Below are 19,949 nucleotides of genomic sequence, written 5' to 3'. Positions count from 1 at the left end.
CATTTGTGTCGCTTTCGTGTCACCCAGCCATCGGCTCCCCGTTGTCACACATCTGACATATATGAACCCCAGCCTTTGCCTCGTAATCAGAAACCGAAAGGCTGAAGCATCTCTTCAGATTTCAAGCAGTACAGACCTCTATCAAGAACAGGAGCATATTATTACAATGAAAAAAATGATCTTGGCCACCGCAGCGTTCCTGCTCGGCGCCACTGCAGCACAGGCCGGCGAACAGATCCATATCGTCGGCTCATCCACGGTTTATCCCTTCTCCAGCTACGTAGCTGAAGAGCTGGGTGCCACCACCAACCTGAAAACCCCGGTTGTCGAGTCCACCGGCTCCGGCGGCGGCATGAAACTCTTCTGCGCCGGCAACGGTTCCGACACCCCCGACTTCACCAACGCATCACGTCGCATGAAGGATAAAGAGTACACCACCTGTCAGGAGAACGGCGTCAAGTATATCACTGAAGCCGTTATCGGTTACGATGGCCTGGCCATTGCACAGTCCAAGAGCGCACCGGCATTCAACATCACCCGCAAAGAGATGATGCTGGCTGTAGCTGCCGAGGTTCCAAACAAGGAGGGCAACGCTCTTATTGCCAACCCATACCACTACTGGGATGAGATCAACCCTAAATTCCCACACCGTAAGATCACCGTGTATGGTCCACCAACCTCTTCCGGCACCCGTGACGCTTTCGAGGATATGATCCTTAAAGGGGTCTGCAAAAAGATGGATGTTTACACCAACCTCTACAAGGCAGACAAGGTCAAGAACAAGAAGTACAAGAAGTACCACGGGATCCGTCAGGATGGCGTCTATGTTCCATCAGGTGAGAATGACAACCTGATCGTGCAGAAGCTGACCAAGGATACCGAGGCGTTGGGCATCTTCGGCTACAGCTATCTGGTGGAAAATGCAGACCGCATCGGCGCAGCTACCATCGAAGGCATTGCACCGGCACCTGAGACCGTTCAGGACGGCTCCTACAAGCTCTCCCGTTCGCTCTACTTCTACATCAAGCACGCCAATCAGAAACATGCCGATGGCATGATGGATTACGCCAACCTGTTCATGAGTGAAAAGATGATCGGTGATGATGGAATGCTCTCTGAGATCGGCCTGATTCCACTGCCTGAAGCGATGCGCGAGACCTACCGCAACAACGTAAAAAACCTGGTACGCATGACCGCTGACACGCTGAAGAAGTAATAAATCATCTGATCCGGTCGGGCACTTCCGACCGGATCAGATCCTTTTCAGTTATTTCGAAACAGGGATCGGTTTTTCCGGTTCCTGTTTCCATGCAACTGAAGCCCCGCGAAACTCAATGGAGCCAACATCTATGACTACTGCAGACATCTTCTTCTGGTTTGCCGCCGGCCTGCTGCCCCTGGCTGCCATGGCCTATATCATCAGCCGCAACCGGGCCGTTGCAGCAGAGAAGCTTGGTGCACGACTGCATTCGCGTCCCGGCTACTACGGCATGCACGGCGTTATTGGGCTTGCACTTCCGGCCATGGCCGTGGGTCTGATCTTCAGCATCTCGCATATTATCGGCCTGATCAGCGTCCCGGGGCCAATGCTTCTGGCCACAGCCTTTGCTGTTGGCGTGGGCGGATTCGCCATTGCCCTGAAACAGATCAAACCTGAATTCCGGGCTCGTCAGCGGGTAGAGAAGATGATGAGCCTGATGCTCCTGCTCTCAGCCACCATCTCGGTATTGACCACCATCGGTATTGTTCTCTCGGTCATCTTTGAATCGGTTCGCTTCTTTCAGGTCATCTCATTCTGGGACTTCGTTACCGGCACCACCTGGCAGCCCGACACCGCATTCCTGATCGGCGCAGGGCGCGATACCGCAGGCGTAGCACCTCCTGAATTCGGTTCAGTTCCGATCTTTGCCGGCACTTTCATGATCACCGCTATCGCCATGTTTGTTGCCGTACCGATCGGCCTTTTTGCCGCCATCTATATGTCTGAATATGCATCAGATGCGATGCGCAACAGGCTCAAACCAATGCTTGAGATTCTGGCCGGCATCCCCACAGTTGTTTACGGCTTCTTTGCCGCTATTACCGTCAGCCCGCTTATCGTCAAAGCCGCTGAAGCCGTCGGCCTTCAGGCAGATTTCACCAACGCACTGACCCCGGGCCTGATCATGGGAATTATGATTATCCCGTTTATGTCGTCGCTCTCCGATGATGTGATTCGGGCTGTGCCGCAAAGCTTGCGCGACGGTTCCCTCGCACTTGGCACCACCAAGGCGGAAACCATTCGCCACATTGTACTTCCGGCGGCGATGCCTGGCATCGTATCGGCCTTTCTTCTGGCGGTATCTCGCGCGGTCGGAGAGACCATGATCGTGGTGATGGCGGCAGGCCTCAGGCCTAACCTGACACTCAATCCTCTTGAGGGGATGACCACGGTAACGGTGAAGATCGTTGAGGCACTCACAGGCGACCAGGAGTTCGACTCGGCATTCACCCTCTCAGCCTTCGCGCTGGGACTTGTCCTGCTGATCATCACGCTGGCACTGAACATTGTCTCCTCGATTGTCGTCAGAAAATTCAAGCAGAGGTATGAATAAGATGCAGCTCACCGACATACAGATCTCTCGCAAACGAAAACGCGAACGTGCCGATAAGCGTTTCCGCCTCTATGGCCTCGGCGCATTGGTGCTCGCACTTGCATTCCTGCTCTTCTTCTTTGTCGATATTATCAGCAAAGGGCTGCCCGCTTTCGAGCAGGCCGAGGTACTGGTTGAGGTCGAATACAGTCAGGCAGCGGCAAGCAACTACAATAAAGCGATACCACGCGAATACAAATCGGTGGTCAGCCGCGCCTGGCTGAGAACCATCCCGCTGACGCTGCAAAACAACCCTGAACTGATCGGACAAAAACAGAAGATCTGGGTTCTCGCCGACGGTCGCGTTGACCAGTATCTCAAAGGCAACGAGGGGCACCGCTTAAAGGAGAAAGATCAGCGCTTTGCAGATGAACTGAAACAGAACGGACTGCTGCGCCTTGGATTTAACAGCGGTTTCTTCACCACCGGAGACTCAAAACTTCCCGAAAATGCAGGCATTCTTGCTGCGGCAGTCGGTTCGGTACTGGTATTGATTCTGACCATGCTGCTGGCAGTACCTGTGGGGGTGATGACGGCAATCTATCTCGAGGAGTTTGCCACCGACAACCGCTTCACCCGGCTGATCGAGGTCAATATTAACAATCTGGCGGCCATTCCATCGATCCTTTACGGACTGCTGGGGCTTGCGATCTTTATCAATTTCATGGGCGTACCCCGATCTTCTGCGCTCGTCGGTGGCTTGACACTGGCACTGATGACGCTGCCGGTGATTATCATTGCCACCCGCGCCGCCCTCAGGGCTGTTCCGGAGACCATTCGTGAAGCGGCTTACGGGCTGGGGGCTTCGCGCCTGCAGACGGTACTGCATCATGTGCTGCCGCTGGCCATGCCCGGCATATTAACCGGCTCGATTATCGGCCTGGCGCAGGCGATGGGCGAAACAGCGCCGCTGCTGATTGTCGGCATGATGGCCTACATCCCCGATACAGCCGAATCGATTATGCAGGCGACCACGGTACTGCCTGCTCAGATCTATACATGGTCAGGCGAATCACTGCGCGCATTCGAAGAGCGCACTGCAGCCGGCATTATGGTGCTGTTGACCGTACTACTCTCTCTGAACGCACTGGCAGTTCTGCTCAGGCGCCGTTCAGAACGAACCTGGTGAGGAAATCATGAACGCATTCAACCCGAAAAAACCGGTCAGACCGGAGAACAAGCTGACTGTCCGAAACCTGAAACTATGGTATGGTGATTTTGAGGCGCTGCACGGCATCGATCTCGATATCCCGAAAGGTAAGGTGACCTCATTTATCGGCCCCTCCGGCTGCGGAAAATCAACCTTTCTTCGTTGCATCAACCGTATGAATGATCGTATTCCCGACTGCAGAGTCGAGGGAGAAATCTTGCTCGAGGGTCAGGATATCTATGATCCGGCCATCGACGTGGTGCATCTGCGTACCCATGTCGGCATGGTCTTCCAGAAGCCCAACCCCTTCCCAAAAAGTATCTATGAAAACATCGCTTATGCGCCACGCATCCACGGTATGGTCAAGGATGGAGAGGAGATGGATGCACTGGTAGAGAGTGCCCTTCGTCGTGCCAGCATTTGGGATGAGGTGAAGGATAAACTGCAGCAGCCCGGCACCGCCCTCTCAGGCGGACAGCAGCAGCGCCTCTGTATCGCCCGCACCATCGCAGTGCAGCCCGATGTGATCCTCATGGATGAGCCCTGCTCCGCCCTCGATCCGATCGCAACGGCCAAGATCGAGGAGCTGATCGATGAGCTTAAAGACGAATACACGATTGTAATCGTCACCCACAACATGCAGCAGGCCGCACGCGTCTCCGACTATACGGCCTACTTCTACCTTGGTAATCTGGTCGAGTATGGTGACACCCATACCATCTTCACCTCACCGACCAACCAGCAGACCGAAGATTATATTACCGGACGATTCGGATAAGGAACTGATCATGAAAGAGCATACCAATAAAAGATTTGAAGACGAACTGAACGAGCTGAAAAACAAGATTCTGGCCATGGGCGGACTGGTCGAGAAGGCCACACGACGCTCCATCAACTCGCTGGTAAAACATGACGCCAAACGCGCCCATAAGGTGATTGAACGCGACCATGCCATCAATGCGCTCGAGGTCGAGATTGATGAGATGACGAGGACCATGCTTGCCCTGCGCCAGCCTGCTGCCAGTGACCTTCGTCTGATCATGACGACCATCAAGGTGGTTACCGATCTGGAGCGTATGGGAGATTTAGCAGAGGGAATTGCAGAGTACATGCTGCAGACCGAAGAGCATCCGGTTATCCAGATATCTTCACTTGAGTCACTCGCGGATCATGTTCTTCAGCAGGTAAATGATGCTCTGGACGCCTTTGCCAGACGCGATCTGGTAGAAGCTTTAGCCTGCATTGAAAAAGATAAAAAGATTGATGCTGAATTCAAATCGATGCAGCGCGAATACCTGACCTACATGATGGAGGATCCGCGCCAGATCACAGCAGGGCTGCTCTCCACCAACATTGCCAGAAACCTTGAGCGTATTGGTGACCACGCAGTCAACATTGCCGAGATGGTAATCTACATGATTAAAGGTCATGACATTCGTCATGTCGATCATGAAACCGCCGCCGCCATTGTCAGTGGCCGGCTGAATGAAGGTGTGTGACCGGCGCTTTCTGACCGCAGTTGCAAATAAAAAAGCAGGGGCATAGGCCCCTGCTTTTTTTCATCATATTCACTTCCCTTCTTAGCTAAATGCGCCTTTGAAGAAGAAGAAAAACAGAATCGACAGGAGCGCACCTGCCGGAAGCGTTATGATCCATGACAGGAAAATCGTCTGGATCACACCGACATTCAGTGCACCGATACCACGGGCAAGACCAACACCGATCACGGCACCTACCAGTGTATGCGTGGTGGAGATCGGCATGCCTGTACCTGAAGCCACAACAACCGTAGCCGCAGCAGCAAGTGTAGCGGCAAAACCGCGACTTGGAGTCAACTCACTGATGCCCGACCCGACTGTTGCAATCACTTTGTGACCGTAGGTTGCAACGCCTATGACGATACCAGCACCACCAAGCAGCAGAATCCATACAGGTGTAGCCGACTTGGATGCAATTTCACCAGCGCTACTTACGATCCCCACAACAGCTGCTACCGGACCGATCGCGTTGGCTACATCGTTGGAGCCGTGTGCGAAGGCCATCGCAATGGCTGTAAAGATCATCAATACACCGAAGATCTTCTCCATATTGGCAAAGTGGAACTTCTTATCAGCCTTGGCAGTGAACTTGAGACGCTTGATCATCACCGTACCGATCAGCGCAACGATGACTCCGACGAGTCCGGCATAGATAAGGTCCTGCTCGAATGGCAGTTTCACACCGACATGCTTGAGACCCTTGAGCATCGTCACCATAGCAATGGTGAAGCCAACAAGGAAGATGTAGTAAGGCACATACTTCTTCGCATTGGCAAGCGGATCCTCGGTATCGATAATCAGTTTCTGAAGACTCCTGAACAGAGCAAAGGCGATCACACCAGCCATCAGTGGTGAGGTCACCCAGCTCAGTGCAATGGTACCTACCTTGCCCCACATAACCGCTTCCATACCGATACCGACGGCACCAAAACCGACGATGGCACCGACAATAGAGTGCGTGGTGGAAACCGGCCAGCCCATGCGGGTTGCAACCAGCAACCAGATTCCGGCAGCAAGCAGGGATGCCAGCATACCGTAAACCAGAAGCTCAGGCGTAGTTCCCAGTGAAGAAACATCTACAATTCCCTTACGGATGGTTTTGGTAACCTCACCACCCGCAAGAACAGCACCGGCACACTCAAAGATTGCAGCAATAATCACTGCCTGTTTGAAGGTCAGTGCACCAGAGCCGACCGATGTTCCCATGGCATTGGCAACATCATTCGCACCAATACCCCAGGCCATGAATAGGCCGAATACCACGGCCATGCCAATTAATAAAGTTGAATTTGCAACAAGAATATCCACGATTTTCTCCCCTTATCGTGCCAGCAACAGTTCGAGTCGAGCACCAACACGCTGCGCAGAATCTGCCACAGCGCCAAGTTCCCGGACCATGCGGTACAGGAAAACAGCATCAACAGGATCCATACTCTTCTCAATCACAAACAGTGCATTATTGATCTGAGTACCAATTTTATCAGCCTCATATTCGATTTTATGCAGCTCATCGATCATCTCCTCAACACTGGTCACCTCGCGGCCACGGAAACCGACCTCCACCAGTTCATCAAGTTCATTGACGATCCTTTTCGCCTGACGGGAGGCCGCTATATTCACAAGCACAAACTGCGTCAGAAGCTCTGCTATCTCATCGGGAACCTGCATCTTGCGGCCATTCACCATGCTGGTTACTTCCTTGACCCTATTAGCGAGATGATCCTGATGGGTCACAATGTCCAGAATGCGCTCACGCGGCATCGGCATAAAAAGAGAATTGGGCAGATTGATACGCAGCTCATGCTTCAGGGTATCCGCATCAACCTCAATTCTGTGAATCTCACGCTCCAGAACGGCGACCTGATCGTAATCTTTATCAATCACAGCCTTAAAGAAAGGCTCAAGCTTTTTGACAGCCTCGTGAACTTTGCTGATATGCTCCTGCAGCGGTTTCACCGGAGAGCCGGCAAACATATTTGAAATCGGACTTCTTCTAACCATATTCACTCCCAATAATTGGCCTCATGGCCTGTTCCGTAAAAACCGTTGCATTATACATTTCATTTATGACATTCATGTGACATTTAAGGCATGGGCATGACATATGTGACATGAATCCTCACTTCCATCGCATCTTGATTATGGCACAAAAAAAGCGCCCGGAATTACGGACGCTTTCACTCAAAATTTACTCTGTTGCCGGATCAAATCACTGCTTATTCCCTTCTCTGATCCTGGTGAGGAGCAGGGCTCCTTTTTGTCGTTGCAATTGTACGATGCTTAACTCCTGACCAAGCAGTTCTCGCTCCTCGTCATCGATCTCAGCACTGATCTTAACTTCAAGCTTACGCTCCCTCTCTTCAAGGTTCTTCAGAACCCGGACCAGTCCTTTCTCCTTCTCCTGCAGTCGCTCCCTATCGGCATCAAAAAGTGACTCGAGTTGCTTCAACAGTTTTTTCAACTTCATCCTGAACTCCTCTCTATGGTCAATCTCCAGCCTGAACGAGTCGACCACTATAGGTGGGAAGAGGATATTAACAGTCAATTATGACATTTATGTGACGCAAAAAATGAAACAGCAATATTACCTACTCTCTTTCATCTCCACTGCGGTTTCCGGACAGTACGGAGTTAATTTCATCTCGATTCAAAGCAATCATATGCTCTGCTGCATTGTGCGAACTCTCTTCGGATTTCAGATAGTTATGGTTCACCTCAATCAGGTTATGGATGATACTGTAGGTGTAGTTGCTATCCGTCATCAGCGAGACCGCCATCTCTGCTGAAACATCACCTTCACGAATCAGCTCATCAAGCCGCTGATGTAACAGCCCGGCATTTTTTTCCAGTGTCAGCTTCAGTGCATCAAGTGAAAGGATGGATGCACTCGATAGATCCTGGTTCCGAATCCTCTCGAGCCGGCGCAGAACTTTTGCAATACGCTGTCGAAGGCGATTGTACTCACCTGCGATAGCAGGATTGTCTGAAGCGATATACTGCAACATATTCTTCTGCAGATGTTTCACATCTTTCAAGGCGATCAGTATCGACTGATTGGCCTTGCGAATACGTGAAATCTGCCTCGATGTTTCAGCATCAAAAGAGAGGCCGTTGGTATAATCCAGAATGGCTCCACAAAGGTACCTGATCTCATGCTCATAGACATCATCAATATCAAAATCTACGGCCTTATCATGTTCCCTGATAACTGTTTTCAGCTTGGTACTGGAGAATACATCATCCTTCTCCAGTGAAAGCCCCTTGGCGATAATGTCAGTTGCCTTGTCATAGATCCTGGCTGTCTCCATTCGCAACGCCTCAAGCGCTGTATCACCAAACTCCATTGATGACTCATTAAGGTATTTTGGTTGAGCGTGCTGATCCGGCTCCGATTTGAAAATCGTGTTCACCAGCTGTACCAGTCGCCCGATCAGCGGCACCATGATGATGACGCCAGCCACATTAAAAATGGTGTGAAAAATTGCCAGTTTCAGCGTGTAGTCGTTATCCGCCAGACCAATCGCAGAAGCGATCGCATCAACAATGCCGATAATCGGTTGCATCAGTATAATAAACACAACACCTGCAGCCACCTTGAAAATCACATCGGCCAATGCAAGTCGTTTGCCTTCAACATTTGACGAAAGGGCGCCAAGTACGGCTGTAATGGTCGTGCCAACATTGGCGCCGATCGCCAGCGCCAGCGCATTTTCATAGGTAAGCTGATTGACCGAAAGGGCAGTGATAATCAGCACCAGTGTCGCATGGCTGGACTGCATAATGATCGTGGCAACGATACCAATCAGGGTAAATACCAGGATGCCTGCCATCCCGTCCATCGCATAGGCTGTCAGATCGATGCTGTTCTGGAAGGCCTCAAAACCCTCTTTCATATGGTGGATGCCGAGGAAGAGGAACCCCAGGCCAACCAGAATATACCCGGCTCCTTTCAACGACTTTGATCGCTGGAAAATAAGCATCACACCAAATACCAGCATCGGCATGGCATAGGCCGATATCTTCACCTTCAGGCCGAAGCCGGCAATCAGCCATGCGCCGGTAGTCGTACCCACGTTTGCACCAAACACAATGCCAAGCCCCTCAACGAGCCCGATCAGTCCGACACTGAGAAAGGAGATCGTAATCACTGAGACCAGCGAACTCGACTGCATCACCGTGGCTGCAGTAAAACCAAACGTCAGGCTCTTCCACATCCTGTTGGTACTTTTCTTGAGTATCTTCTCAAGCACACCGCCTGTGAAGGCCCGGAATCCCTCCTCAAGTGCCAGCATGCCAAACAGAAATATGGCTACGCCCGCAGAGATCTCTTTAAAATCGGGACTGATCCAGAAGCCGTAAGCCAGAATCAGCATGATTGAAGGCAGGATCACTTTCCGCAGTGTGTTTCTCATATATTTATATCCTTAGCTATTATTCTCAGTAAAAAAAACGGTGCCCGCAAATCCGGACACCATGTGTATTCCACGAAACCTAGAGACAGTCGAGCGTGCTGATTTATCTGTTCTTTCTTTCACGCACAGTGGAGAGAAGTGTAATACCCTTTTTACGCTGTGAATGAACCACATCAAGCTCCTGTTCAAGCATCTCGCGCTCATCCGCATCAGTTTCAGAAGCAATCAACTCCTTGAGATGATTCTCTTTCTTCTTGAGCTTCTTCAGCACCTTGGAGAGTCCTTCATCTTCCTGCTGCAGTTGATCAGCCTCGGCATTCAGATAGGTCTTCAGTTTCTTCAGCAACTTCTTCTTCAATGCTTTATTAAATTCCATTGTCGCTCCTGCTTTCACTCATTCCGCACTATTCTGGTTATCTGCTAACACGGAGCTGATCTCCTCCCTGTTCAGGGCAATCATGTGCTCTGCATCAGACTGATCAATCTCTTCCGACTTCAGGCAGTTGTGGTTCACCTGGATCAGGTTATGAATGATACTATAGCTGTAGTGGCTGTCATTCATCAGTGAAATTGCCATCTCCGCTGAGATATGCCCTTCACGAATCAATTCATCCATTCGCTCATGAAGCAGCCCCATATTCTTCTCAAGCGTCAGCTTCAGAGCATCAAGTGAAAGGATAGAGGTACTGGAATGTTCATCACTCCTGATCTTCTCCAGCCTCCGGATTGCCTTGGCAATTCGCTGCCGCAGACGATTATACTCACCGCTGATATGTGGATTCCCTGAATTGATATACTTCAGCATATTTTTCTGCAGGTGTTTCAGGTTCTTCATTGCAATCAGCACCGACTGGATGGCCATTCGGATACGGCTGACCCGCCTCGCCTGATGCTCTGTGACATTCAACTTGTTGGAGAAATCGAGCACAGCACTGCAGAGGCTCTTGATTTCGTGCTCGTAGACATCCTCAATATCGTAACTGACGACCTTATCATGTGCTCTAATCACATGTTTCAACTTTTCGCCAGATAGAATCTTCGCCTTATCCAGAGACAACCCCTTGGCAATCACCTTGGTTGCTTTGTCGTAGATACGGGCAGTCTCCATCCGCAGCGCCTCAATTGCAGTGTCACCGAACTCGATAGCTGAATCATTGAGATATTTCGGCTGCGCGTAGCTGTCTGGCTCGGACTTGATGAACCTTTCAAGGAAATTCACCAGATGATTGATGAGCGGAATCATCACCATAACACCGACCAGATTAAACAGCGTATGGAATACGGCCAGCTTCAGGGTGTAATCATCCGCCCCAATCCCGACGGACTCACTAACAAAATCCACTGCGGCCAGAAACTGGTGGATAAAGATGATCGCGATCAACCCTGTAACCACATTAAATATCAGATGCGCTCCGGCAAGTCGTTTGCCCTGCTCATTGGAGCTAAGTGATCCGAGAATAGCGGTGATCGTGGTGCCTACATTGGCACCGATCGCCAGTGCCAGCGCATTCTCATAGGAGATCTGCTGTGCTGCGAGTGCGGTAATAATCAGTACCAGTGTGGCATGGCTCGACTGCATCACCACGGTAGCAAAAATACCGATCAGCGTGAACAGGAAGAGACCGGGATAACCGGCCACTGCATATTCGGCCAAATCGATGGCGGATTTGAAGGTTTCAAATCCCTCCTTCATATGATGGATGCCGAGGAAAAGGAAACCGAGACCTGCCAGAATATAGCCAACACCTTTCAACTGACGGGATTTCTGGAATATCAGAATAACACCAAAGACCAGCATCGGCATTGCGTAGGCCGATATCTTCACTTTCAGACCGAAACCTGCCACCAGCCAGGCGCCTGTTGTCGTGCCGAGATTGGCGCCGAAGATAATGCCAATACCCTGAGCAAGCCCGATCAGCCCCGCCCCCAGGAATGAGATCGTAATGACTGAGACCAGCGAGCTGGACTGCATAATCGTTGTTGACAGCACACCGAAGCTCAGGCTCTTCCACAGCTTGTCGGTGGTGCGTTTGAGCACCTTCTCGAGAACGCCGCCGGTAAAGGCCTTAAACCCCTCTTCAAGGGCCAACATGCCAAACAGGAAGATGGCCACACCGGCAGCAATCTCCTTGAAATCCGGACTGATCCAGAAGCCGTAAGCCAGAACCAGAAGGATGGTTGGCAATATGATTTTACCCAGATTTCCTTTCACGAATTAGTTATTCCTTTTTAATATAAATATTGGAACTCTGTCATAAATATCGAGAAGGAAAGTTGCTCCCTTCCCGATTCCAGAAGAGCGACCTGTCAGCCACATCAGCCGACAAACTTTCCACTCCTGAGCCGCTGTTTGTTCATCAACTCAATCTCTCTTGCTCCGGAAATAACCACTCCGTCATCCGGGACAAAATCAAGTTCCTCACTGTAATCATCATAATCCACAGAATTGAGGATGGCCTTGATAGCATTGAGCCTGCATTTGTGCTTATCCATTGATCGGATCACCGTCCACGGTGCGGATGAGGTGTGGGTGCGCTTAAGCATCTCATATTTGGTTTTGGTGAAATCGTCCCAGCGCTCCTGCGCTTGCATATCCACCTCGGAAAGCTTCCACTGCCTTAAAGGATCATTCTTACGTCGATCAAAACGATCCTTCTGGGCATCCTTGGTAACACTGAAATAGATCTTCACCAGAATGGTACCCTGGCGGACGATCTCTTTCTCAAAACCGACAACGCCGCGCATGAACTGCTTATACTCTTCCGGGCTGCAGAAACCGAACACGGGTTCGACCATGGCGCGGTTGTACCAACTGCGGTCGAAAAGAACCACCTCACCACCATGAGGAAACTGCGATATGTATTTCTGGAAAAACCACTGGCTACGCTGCTCTTCTGTTGGTTTGCCCATGGCAATGATGCGATAATGTTTTTCATTCATATAACGGGTAACACGGCGAATGGTGCCACCCTTGGCTGCGGCATCGCGTCCTTCAAAAAGGATAATCATGCGCTGCTTAGTTCTGTCGAGATGCTGCTGAAGCTTGATCAACTCTGCCTGATACGGCTTGAGCTCTTTCTCCTGCAGATATTTGGTGATGATGCTTTCTACTTTACTGTCGCTTAGTCCATGCGCTTCTATGAGGGACTCATAGCTTCGTGGGTTTTCTTGCGGCATGACCTCCGGGCCCTCATCCAGGGTGACCTCAGGGTTTGCCAACCGATTCATTTCTTTCTACTCCTTTCAGATAATTTCCGTCTGGCATAAGCTCATCGCCAAAACGACAGGGCATTATACACAAAAGAGCACACAATGGAATATGCATATTAATACTGGCCGATACTTAAACTCAATCCCCACATGGTCTCCGTATTCATGGGGATTTCCATGAATACCCCCCACCCCACATAAGGCAGGAGCGGCCAAAATCACCCTCTAAGATTTGTTCAAAGAGCTTTTTTCAACCCCTCTTTTTACCCTTAATCAGGCGATCTCTCTGCATCAGTTCGATCTCACGGGCACCGGAAATCACCACATTATCATCAGGCACATAATCGAGTTCCCTGTTCACCTTCTCATAATCCACCGCGTTGAGAATCACCCTGATCGCATTCAGCCGCGCCAGATGCTTATCGGTAGAGCGAATCACCGTCCAGGGCGATGATGCGGTATGGGTGCGCCTGAGCATCTCATACTTCACATGATCAAAATCGTCCCAGCGCTCCTGCGCCTGCACATCCACCTCGGAGAGCTTCCACTGCCGCAGCGGATCATCCTTTCGGCGCTCAAAACGTTTCTGCTGCATCTCCTTGGTTACACTGAAATAGATCTTCACCAGGATCGTACCCTGGCGAACCAGATCTTTCTCGAATCCAACCACGCCCTTCATGAAATTTTTATATTCGGTATCCGTGCAGAAACCGAATACCGGCTCAACCATCGCCCTGTTGTACCAGCTGCGATCAAACATCGCGATCTCTCCGCCACGCGGAAACTGCTCAACATACTTCTGGAAAAACCACTGTGTACGCTGATGCTCGGTCGGCTTACCAAGCGCAATAATGCGATAGTGTTTCTCATTCATGTAGCGGCTGACACGTCGGATCGTGCCTCCCTTGCCTGCCGCATCCCTGCCCTCAAAGAGGATGATCATGCGCTGACTGGTCTCTTCGAGATAACGCTGCAGGTTGATCAACTCAGCCTGGAACGGCTTAAGCTCCTGCTCCTGAAGGTACTTGGTCAGAACCTTTTTGATTTTCTCATCATCCAGAGCGTGTTTATCGGCCAACGCATCAAAACATCGTGAACCCGACATAGCCTCCTTCTGTGATCCTTCACTCTGGATAGCTTCCTGTGGTGCTGTCGTGTTCATGCCTGATTCTCCGTAACTTATGATGAAATAGCCTCGTCAAAGGGGGGTAGCATTATACACAAAGCAAGCCTCTTTGGAATATCAGAAACGATGTTTTATACGAGACTGGATCTCGATTAAACCGGAAAAGGGTGAAAAAGCCGCCCTTATACCCAGGCCCCTGCCATCACTCTTTTTTCTTCCCTTTAGAGCGCAGCTGCGCCTTCTGCATCAGTTCGATTTCACGGGCTCCCGAAATCACTATACTGTCATCGGGCACGTAATCGATATCCTGATTCACCTTCTCATAATCGACCGCATTGAGAATTACCTTGATTGAGTTCAATCTGGCCAGATGCTTATCTGCAGAGCGGATAAGCGTCCACGGTGCGGCACTGGTGTGGGTGTTTCTGAGCATCTCATACTTCACTTTGTCGAAATCATCCCAGCGCGCCTGCGCCTGCACATCCACCTCGGATAGCTTCCACTGGCGCAAAGGATCGTCCTTTCGGCGCTCAAATCGCTTTTGCTGCATCTCCTTGGTCACACTGAAGTAGATCTTTACCAGAATCGTACCCTGACGAACCAGATCCTTCTCGAAACCGACCACACCTTTCATAAAGTTGTTGTACTCCTGCTCGCTGCAGAACCCGAATACCGGCTCCACCATGGCACGGTTATACCAACTGCGGTCGAACATGACGATCTCGCCACCACGCGGAAACTGCGAGACATACTTCTGGAAAAACCACTGCGTGCGCTGCTCTTCGGTCGGCTTACCGAGTGCGATTACGCGATAATGTTTTTCGTTCATATAGCGTGTAACCCTGCGAATCGTACCTCCCTTGCCTGCCGCATCCCTGCCCTCAAAGAGGATAATCATGCGCTGCTTGGTCTCTTCGAGATAACGCTGAAGGTTGATCAGCTCTGCCTGATACGGCTTGAGTTCCTCCTCCTGAAGGTACTCGGTAATGATCTTCTCAACCTTACTGTCGCTAAGCCCGTTTTCCTTCACCAGGCCATCGTAACATCTGGTCAGGGTATCTACGCCCGTTCCCTCTTCTGACTCATGGGAAACAGTAGCGTTTATCTCAACATTCATTATGCACTCTCCTGCATCTGGAATAATCGCGACCGTAGAGAGCGCGAAAAATCGGTTAGATGATACACCCTCCATACAGTCAGCGGAAGCGACACGCATGAGGAGATCGAATTCAGGAAAGCCAAAATATCCCTTGGCGATTTCCCTGCCATGACGGCAGCATGTGCTCATGGAGATTATTAACCTCATAGCAGACAATGAGTTGCCCGAACATAGTGCTCTGGTAGCCGCCATCGATGTCGGTTCCAATGCCATGCGTCTGGGCATTGCCATGCAGGATTCAAGCGGCACTGCTACACTGATTCAGCGTTACAGGGAACCTGTTCGTCTCGGCCATGATGCCTTTACCAGTGGCGTTTTCAGCGAACAGACGATGGAGGATGCCATTGAGGCATTCCGTCAATTCCGTCGAATTCTCGACCAGCACCATATAGAGAGGTTCCGTGCTACGGCAACGAGCGCCATGCGTGATTCCAAAAACGGCAAGCTGCTCGCCAAACGGATCAGAGAAGAGACCGATATCGACCTGCAGCTGATCAGCGGTGAGGAGGAGGCGCGCCTCGTGCACTACTCCATCACTCGGCGCGCTGACCTCTCAAGCAAGCTTGCCGTGCTTATTGATATGGGCGGCGGCAGCGTTGAGGTCACCCTCTGTGATGATGGTGAGGCCATTTCGGCACAGAGCTTTAAAATCGGTACAGTTCGCCTGCTGGAGATGCTTGGTCAGGAGGGCGACTTCAACACACTGCTCTCAGAATACCTTGATGGCACACGCAAAAAAATCCGCGAACAGATCGGTCGCAGTAAGGCCGATATCTGTGTGGCTACCGGCGGCAACGCTTCTGCCATCGGAGAGCTCGCTTTTCAGATACTCAGCACTGAATCAGCCACCTCGATCAGCCGCAAACAACTGAAAAAGCTGATCAAAAAACTCTCCAGGCTGAGCTTTGAGGAGCGCATTCGGGATTATGGATTAAGGCCGGACCGCGCTGATGTGATCCTGCCCGCAGCCATGGTATTCCACGAGATCATGCTTCTATCCGGCGCCAAAGAGATGGTCATGCCCGATGCCAGCCTGCTTGATGGCATCGTTCTCGATATGGTCGACTCAGAAGACCAGACATTCCATTCACAGAGACGCAACCTGATTGCCTGGGCCCGTAGCCTGAAAAGCAAATACCATGTCGACCGCAAATATGCCAAAGAGGTTGCAGATCTTGCACTGACACTCTTTGATCAGAGCCGTGACCTGCATGCACTGAACCACCGCGACAGGCTGCTTTTGGAGATCGCAGCACTTGTCCATGAAATCGGCATGTATGTGCGCGTCGGAGGTCATCACCACCATGCCGCATACCTGATCTCGGTCGCCCCTCTTCTCGGGCTGAGCGACAACGAGAAGGCTACGCTGACTCAGCTGGTTCGATACCAGCGAAAGGCAGCCCCTTCAGACACGCACAACGGCTTCGCGGAACTGAGCAAAAGCGCACAGCTGAAGGTGTGGCAACTCAGTGCGATACTTCGACTGGCCATTGCGCTGAACAAGGAACGTCGCAACAGAATCAGCACACTGATGATGGAGATCGGGGAAGAGACCCTCTCCCTGCACATGGAAGGAAAAGGAGATATGCTGCTCGAACGCTGGGCCGCATTACAAACGGCAGACTATTTTGAACAGGCATTCGGGCTTCAGCTGCATATCGATCTGGCTCAGGAGGTTCTGCAGCCGCAAGGCTGAAAGATTCTCCTGCCCGACAAAGCAGCCAAATGACAGCTCTTTCACATTCATTGGCAGTGCTGTCACCCTCCTGCCACAGAGATGTCATCACCATTACACATTCGTCCCCAGCATATCTCCCGGATAAAGGAGGAGCCTATGTATGAGGAATATGAAATTGACCTCTGTCAGATCATAAAGCGTTTTATGCCGGTAGATGAATCATTCTCAGACTTCGACTGTCTCGCCAAGGATACATGCGAAAGTGACACCGTGTCTGTTTCGTACCGTCTGCTTGAGGAGCTATAAAGGCAGGTCAATCAGATATTGACCCCACTCACCCTGACGACACAATAACCGGGTGCCAATATCTCCAGAGAGTCCCGTATTTTCAGTCACCGAACTGACCGCCCGTATCAAACAGATGCTGGAGCAGGGCTTCGCACATATTGAAGTGAGCGGCGAGGTCTCGCGCCTTACCCGCCCAGCTTCCGGCCACCTCTATTTCACCATCAAGGATAGCCATGCGGCAATCTCAGCCGTGGTATGGCGTTCTGCAGCCCTGCGTCTGAAAACCCTGCCTGAAGAGGGAGGGGAATTTATCTTCTCCGGCCACCTCAGCGTTTATGAACCGCGCGGCAGCTACCAGCTTGTTGTTACACAGGTGAAAACTGCAGGAGCAGGACGCCTGGCTGCCGAGTTTGAAAAGAGAAAACAGGAGTATGCTGCACGCGGCTGGTTCGACACGGACCGTAAACTTTCACCTCCCCAGTTTCCCAAACATATCGGCATCGTCACCTCACCGACCGCCGCCGCATTCGAGGATGTGAAGAAAGTACTGGCCACACGCCCCGCCTGGCTGCAGATGACCCTGTCACCATGCCTGGTGCAGGGAAGCAGTGCCCCACCCACCATTGCCAATGCCATTGCCCGGCTTACCTCCATGGCTTCGCCGCCCGACCTGATCCTGCTGGTTCGCGGCGGCGGCAGCATTGAGGATACCTGGTGTTTCAACGACGAGTTGGTGGTGAATGCGGTCGTGGAGTGCCCGATCCCGATCATCTCCGGCATCGGCCATGAGATCGACACCACACTTGCCGACTTTGCCGCAGACCTGCGCGCCGCCACCCCCTCCAATGCTGCCGAAATCGCCTGCCCATCCAGGGATGAGCTGCGTGAACGGCTGCCTAGGCTCGCATCACTGGCCGGCCTGCTCTCACAGCGGCTCAGCAGATCCCGCCGCGACCTTGAATCAATGCGCAGAAGGGAGAGATCCGCATGGCAGCGCAACATGGATACCCGCCACCATGCCGGCGAACGGATGCGATCACGCCTTTCTCATGTCGCGTATCACAGTGTCCACCGCCTTCGTTCACCGCTGCGTACTATCGAAAAACGGCTTGCCCCTCTGCAACCGGGAGAACGGCTACAGCAGCAGCGTCGCGACTGGTCGAACCTGAACATTAAACTGAGGCAGTCGTTGCAGGATATTCTCCGGCAACAGAAGCTGCGACTGGACCGGCATCTACGAGAGATGATGCTGGAAACGCGCCGAATTGAGCAGAAACGCCACCGTTTCGAGCTGCTCTGCGGCAAACTCACCGAACTCGATCCAACGGGCGTACTCCGTCGAGGATATAGCATGAGTTTTGCTGCTGATGGAAAACTGATTACCTCCACATCCGACCTTGCAGCCGGCGACACACTGCATGTTCAGTTCCATGATGGTAGCGCTGAAACCAAAGTGAAGTCGGTAAAGAGGATCAAACCATGAAACGATTGTTCTACACCCTGTTGATGATCGCCTGCTGGGGCGGTACGGCTCAGGCCGCTTCATGGCAGGCCGTTCAGGGAGAAGTGGTGACGGTAGAGGCAACTATTGATGCGGAAAACCCTCGCCTCTGGTGCTTCGGTAAAAGGTGGCCGGTTAAAAAACTTGAAAATGGCAAGTGGAGGGGATGGATCGGCATCGACCTGAAAACAAAACCGACCCGTTACCCGATTGAGTGGTCGAACGGTAAAGCTGTGGTTTCCAGAGACAGCCTGACGGTCACCCATGGTGAATTCCGCATCTCCCATATTCAGGTGGAGAAAAAAATGGCCGAGTTTGACCCGAAAACGCTTGAGCGTATCCGGCGCGAGGTAAAAGAGTTGAAGGCGACCTATAGCGAGAAAGTGGATGCGGCCCCTGCAATCAGACTGTTCGGCAAGCCGACAAAAGGGATCGAGTCCACACCTTTCGGGGCACAGCGATATGTGAACGGTGAACCGCGCTCCCCTCACTCCGGGGTCGATATTGCAGCACCCGCCGGAACTGCGATTGAAACACCGCTGGCAGGCAAGGTCCTGATGGTCTCCGACATGTACCTTAACGGCATCACAGTAGCCATCGGACACGGAAATGGTTTAGTCTCTGTTTTTTCGCACATGCAATCTGCAAATGTGGAAAAGGGGCAATGGGTAGAGACCCGCCAGATGATCGGCAAGGTAGGCTCAACCGGGCGGGCAACCGGACCACATCTGCATTGGGGAGTGCGCTTCAGGATGGCTCGCGTGGATCCGCAAAGCCTGCTATACTCAGATGAACGATCCCAGCCCATGGAAGGGACTTTTGAGCAGTAAAGGTTCGTAATGCCAAGAGAAAGAGAGAAAGGAAATGGAAATTAAAGCACTCATAATCGATGATGAAGACAGTGTTCAGAGTATTCTGACTGCATTTTTGAATCGCTACGTCAGCGAAAAAGGGATGCAGAGCAGCATTACCAGTATGAGTGATCCTGTGAAAAGCCTTTTTGAGCTGACAACCCACGGTGGTGAGTATCAACTGATCCTGCTGGATGTGCGCATTCCGAAGCTCTCCGGCGATGAGATCTACAGTTCGCTTGAGCAGGTTAATCCCGACATCCTCGGGCGCATCCTGTTTGTCACCGGCTATCCCGAAGATCTGCATGACCGTTTCCCCGATAAGAAGTTCAACATCCTGCAGAAGCCATTCCGCTACAACAGCTTCTCGGACAAGCTGGATGAGCTGTTTCACTGACTGCTG

19 protein-coding genes are annotated in these 19,949 nt (G+C 51.6%); 10 read left to right on the top strand and 9 right to left on the bottom strand.

The features are described 5' to 3' along the window. The first annotated feature begins 166 nt into the window (after positions 1 to 166). From Ga0123462_RS03185 to phoU, 5 genes are all read left to right on the top strand, one after another. Positions 167 to 1,216 carry a substrate-binding domain-containing protein gene (locus tag Ga0123462_RS03185; protein WP_100264962.1) on the top strand — a complete coding sequence of 350 codons (1,050 nt, stop codon included), beginning with the start codon at positions 167 to 169 and terminating at the stop codon, positions 1,214 to 1,216. Between the two features lie 133 nt (positions 1,217 to 1,349). Next, a complete protein-coding gene (pstC, locus tag Ga0123462_RS03180; RefSeq protein ID WP_100264961.1) occupies positions 1,350 to 2,594 on the top strand; it encodes a phosphate ABC transporter permease subunit PstC in 1,245 nt (414 codons plus the stop codon). Beyond that, the gene (gene pstA, locus Ga0123462_RS03175) at positions 2,587 to 3,762 is read left to right on the top strand and encodes a phosphate ABC transporter permease PstA (protein WP_198507383.1); all 1,176 of its coding nucleotides are present in this window, start codon (positions 2,587 to 2,589) and stop codon (positions 3,760 to 3,762) included. Before pstC ends, pstA begins: the two co-directional genes overlap by 8 nt. Positions 3,763 to 3,769: 7 nt before the next feature. Further along, positions 3,770 to 4,561, top strand: a complete 792-nt coding sequence (gene pstB, locus Ga0123462_RS03170; protein WP_100264960.1) for a phosphate ABC transporter ATP-binding protein PstB — start codon at positions 3,770 to 3,772, stop codon at positions 4,559 to 4,561. Positions 4,562 to 4,571: 10 nt separating this feature from the next. Further along, entirely contained in the window at positions 4,572 to 5,282 is a 711-nt protein-coding gene (phoU, locus tag Ga0123462_RS03165) for a phosphate signaling complex protein PhoU (RefSeq protein ID WP_100264959.1), read from the top strand. An 81-nt stretch (positions 5,283 to 5,363) separates the two neighbouring features. Here the strand turns inward: phoU and Ga0123462_RS03160 are convergent, their stop codons facing one another. The 9 genes from Ga0123462_RS03160 to ppk2 (Ga0123462_RS03120) form a co-directional block, all read right to left on the bottom strand. Beyond that, positions 5,364 to 6,590, bottom strand: a complete 1,227-nt coding sequence (locus Ga0123462_RS03160; RefSeq protein WP_100266465.1) for an inorganic phosphate transporter — start codon at positions 6,588 to 6,590, stop codon at positions 5,364 to 5,366. A gap of 51 nt (positions 6,591 to 6,641) precedes the next feature. Continuing rightward, positions 6,642 to 7,322 (bottom strand): TIGR00153 family protein, encoded by a 681-nt coding sequence (locus Ga0123462_RS03155; RefSeq protein ID WP_100264958.1) that lies wholly within the window; start codon positions 7,320 to 7,322, stop codon positions 6,642 to 6,644. Between the two features lie 208 nt (positions 7,323 to 7,530). Then, positions 7,531 to 7,788, bottom strand: coding sequence for a hypothetical protein (locus tag Ga0123462_RS03150; protein ID WP_100264957.1), 258 nt, complete (start codon positions 7,786 to 7,788; stop codon positions 7,531 to 7,533). A gap of 121 nt (positions 7,789 to 7,909) precedes the next feature. After that, on the bottom strand, positions 7,910 to 9,733 hold the full coding sequence (locus tag Ga0123462_RS03145) for a Na/Pi cotransporter family protein (RefSeq protein WP_100264956.1): 1,824 nt from the start codon (positions 9,731 to 9,733) through the stop codon (positions 7,910 to 7,912). Between the two features lie 103 nt (positions 9,734 to 9,836). Next, the gene (locus Ga0123462_RS03140; RefSeq protein ID WP_100264955.1) at positions 9,837 to 10,109 is read right to left on the bottom strand and encodes a hypothetical protein; all 273 of its coding nucleotides are present in this window, start codon (positions 10,107 to 10,109) and stop codon (positions 9,837 to 9,839) included. A gap of 18 nt (positions 10,110 to 10,127) precedes the next feature. Beyond that, a complete protein-coding gene (locus Ga0123462_RS03135) occupies positions 10,128 to 11,945 on the bottom strand; it encodes a Na/Pi cotransporter family protein (protein ID WP_198507381.1) in 1,818 nt (605 codons plus the stop codon). A gap of 104 nt (positions 11,946 to 12,049) precedes the next feature. Continuing rightward, positions 12,050 to 12,961: a polyphosphate kinase 2 gene (gene ppk2 / locus Ga0123462_RS03130; RefSeq protein ID WP_100264954.1), complete on the bottom strand. Its 912-nt coding sequence runs from the start codon at positions 12,959 to 12,961 to the stop codon at positions 12,050 to 12,052. A gap of 232 nt (positions 12,962 to 13,193) precedes the next feature. After that, on the bottom strand, positions 13,194 to 14,048 hold the full coding sequence (gene ppk2, locus Ga0123462_RS03125; RefSeq protein WP_100266463.1) for a polyphosphate kinase 2: 855 nt from the start codon (positions 14,046 to 14,048) through the stop codon (positions 13,194 to 13,196). Positions 14,049 to 14,271: 223 nt separating this feature from the next. Continuing rightward, complete coding sequence (gene ppk2 / locus Ga0123462_RS03120) at positions 14,272 to 15,186, bottom strand: polyphosphate kinase 2 (protein ID WP_100264953.1); 915 nt, start codon at positions 15,184 to 15,186, stop codon at positions 14,272 to 14,274. A 169-nt stretch (positions 15,187 to 15,355) separates the two neighbouring features. Here ppk2 (Ga0123462_RS03120) and Ga0123462_RS03115 point away from each other — a divergent pair, with 169 nt between their 5' ends. The 5 genes from Ga0123462_RS03115 to Ga0123462_RS03100 all read left to right on the top strand — a co-directional run bounded on the left by Ga0123462_RS03115 (position 15,356) and on the right by Ga0123462_RS03100 (position 19,943). Next, complete coding sequence (locus Ga0123462_RS03115; RefSeq protein ID WP_100264952.1) at positions 15,356 to 16,924, top strand: Ppx/GppA phosphatase family protein; 1,569 nt, start codon at positions 15,356 to 15,358, stop codon at positions 16,922 to 16,924. Between the two features lie 138 nt (positions 16,925 to 17,062). Then, positions 17,063 to 17,212, top strand: a complete 150-nt coding sequence (locus tag Ga0123462_RS11315) for a hypothetical protein (RefSeq protein WP_157821248.1) — start codon at positions 17,063 to 17,065, stop codon at positions 17,210 to 17,212. Between the two features lie 52 nt (positions 17,213 to 17,264). After that, complete coding sequence (xseA, locus tag Ga0123462_RS03110; RefSeq protein ID WP_232726584.1) at positions 17,265 to 18,677, top strand: exodeoxyribonuclease VII large subunit; 1,413 nt, start codon at positions 17,265 to 17,267, stop codon at positions 18,675 to 18,677. Continuing rightward, the gene (locus Ga0123462_RS03105) at positions 18,674 to 19,525 is read left to right on the top strand and encodes a M23 family metallopeptidase (RefSeq protein WP_100264950.1); all 852 of its coding nucleotides are present in this window, start codon (positions 18,674 to 18,676) and stop codon (positions 19,523 to 19,525) included. The genes xseA and Ga0123462_RS03105 overlap by 4 nt, the downstream gene beginning before the upstream one ends. A 34-nt stretch (positions 19,526 to 19,559) precedes the next feature. Next, positions 19,560 to 19,943, top strand: a complete 384-nt coding sequence (locus Ga0123462_RS03100) for a response regulator (protein ID WP_100264949.1) — start codon at positions 19,560 to 19,562, stop codon at positions 19,941 to 19,943. Positions 19,944 to 19,949: the final 6 nt, after the last annotated feature.

The organism is Mariprofundus ferrinatatus, assembly GCF_002795825.1.
Taxonomy (GTDB): Bacteria; Pseudomonadota; Zetaproteobacteria; order Mariprofundales; family Mariprofundaceae; genus Mariprofundus; species Mariprofundus ferrinatatus.
This window is presented reverse-complemented; position numbering and strand designations above follow the sequence as displayed.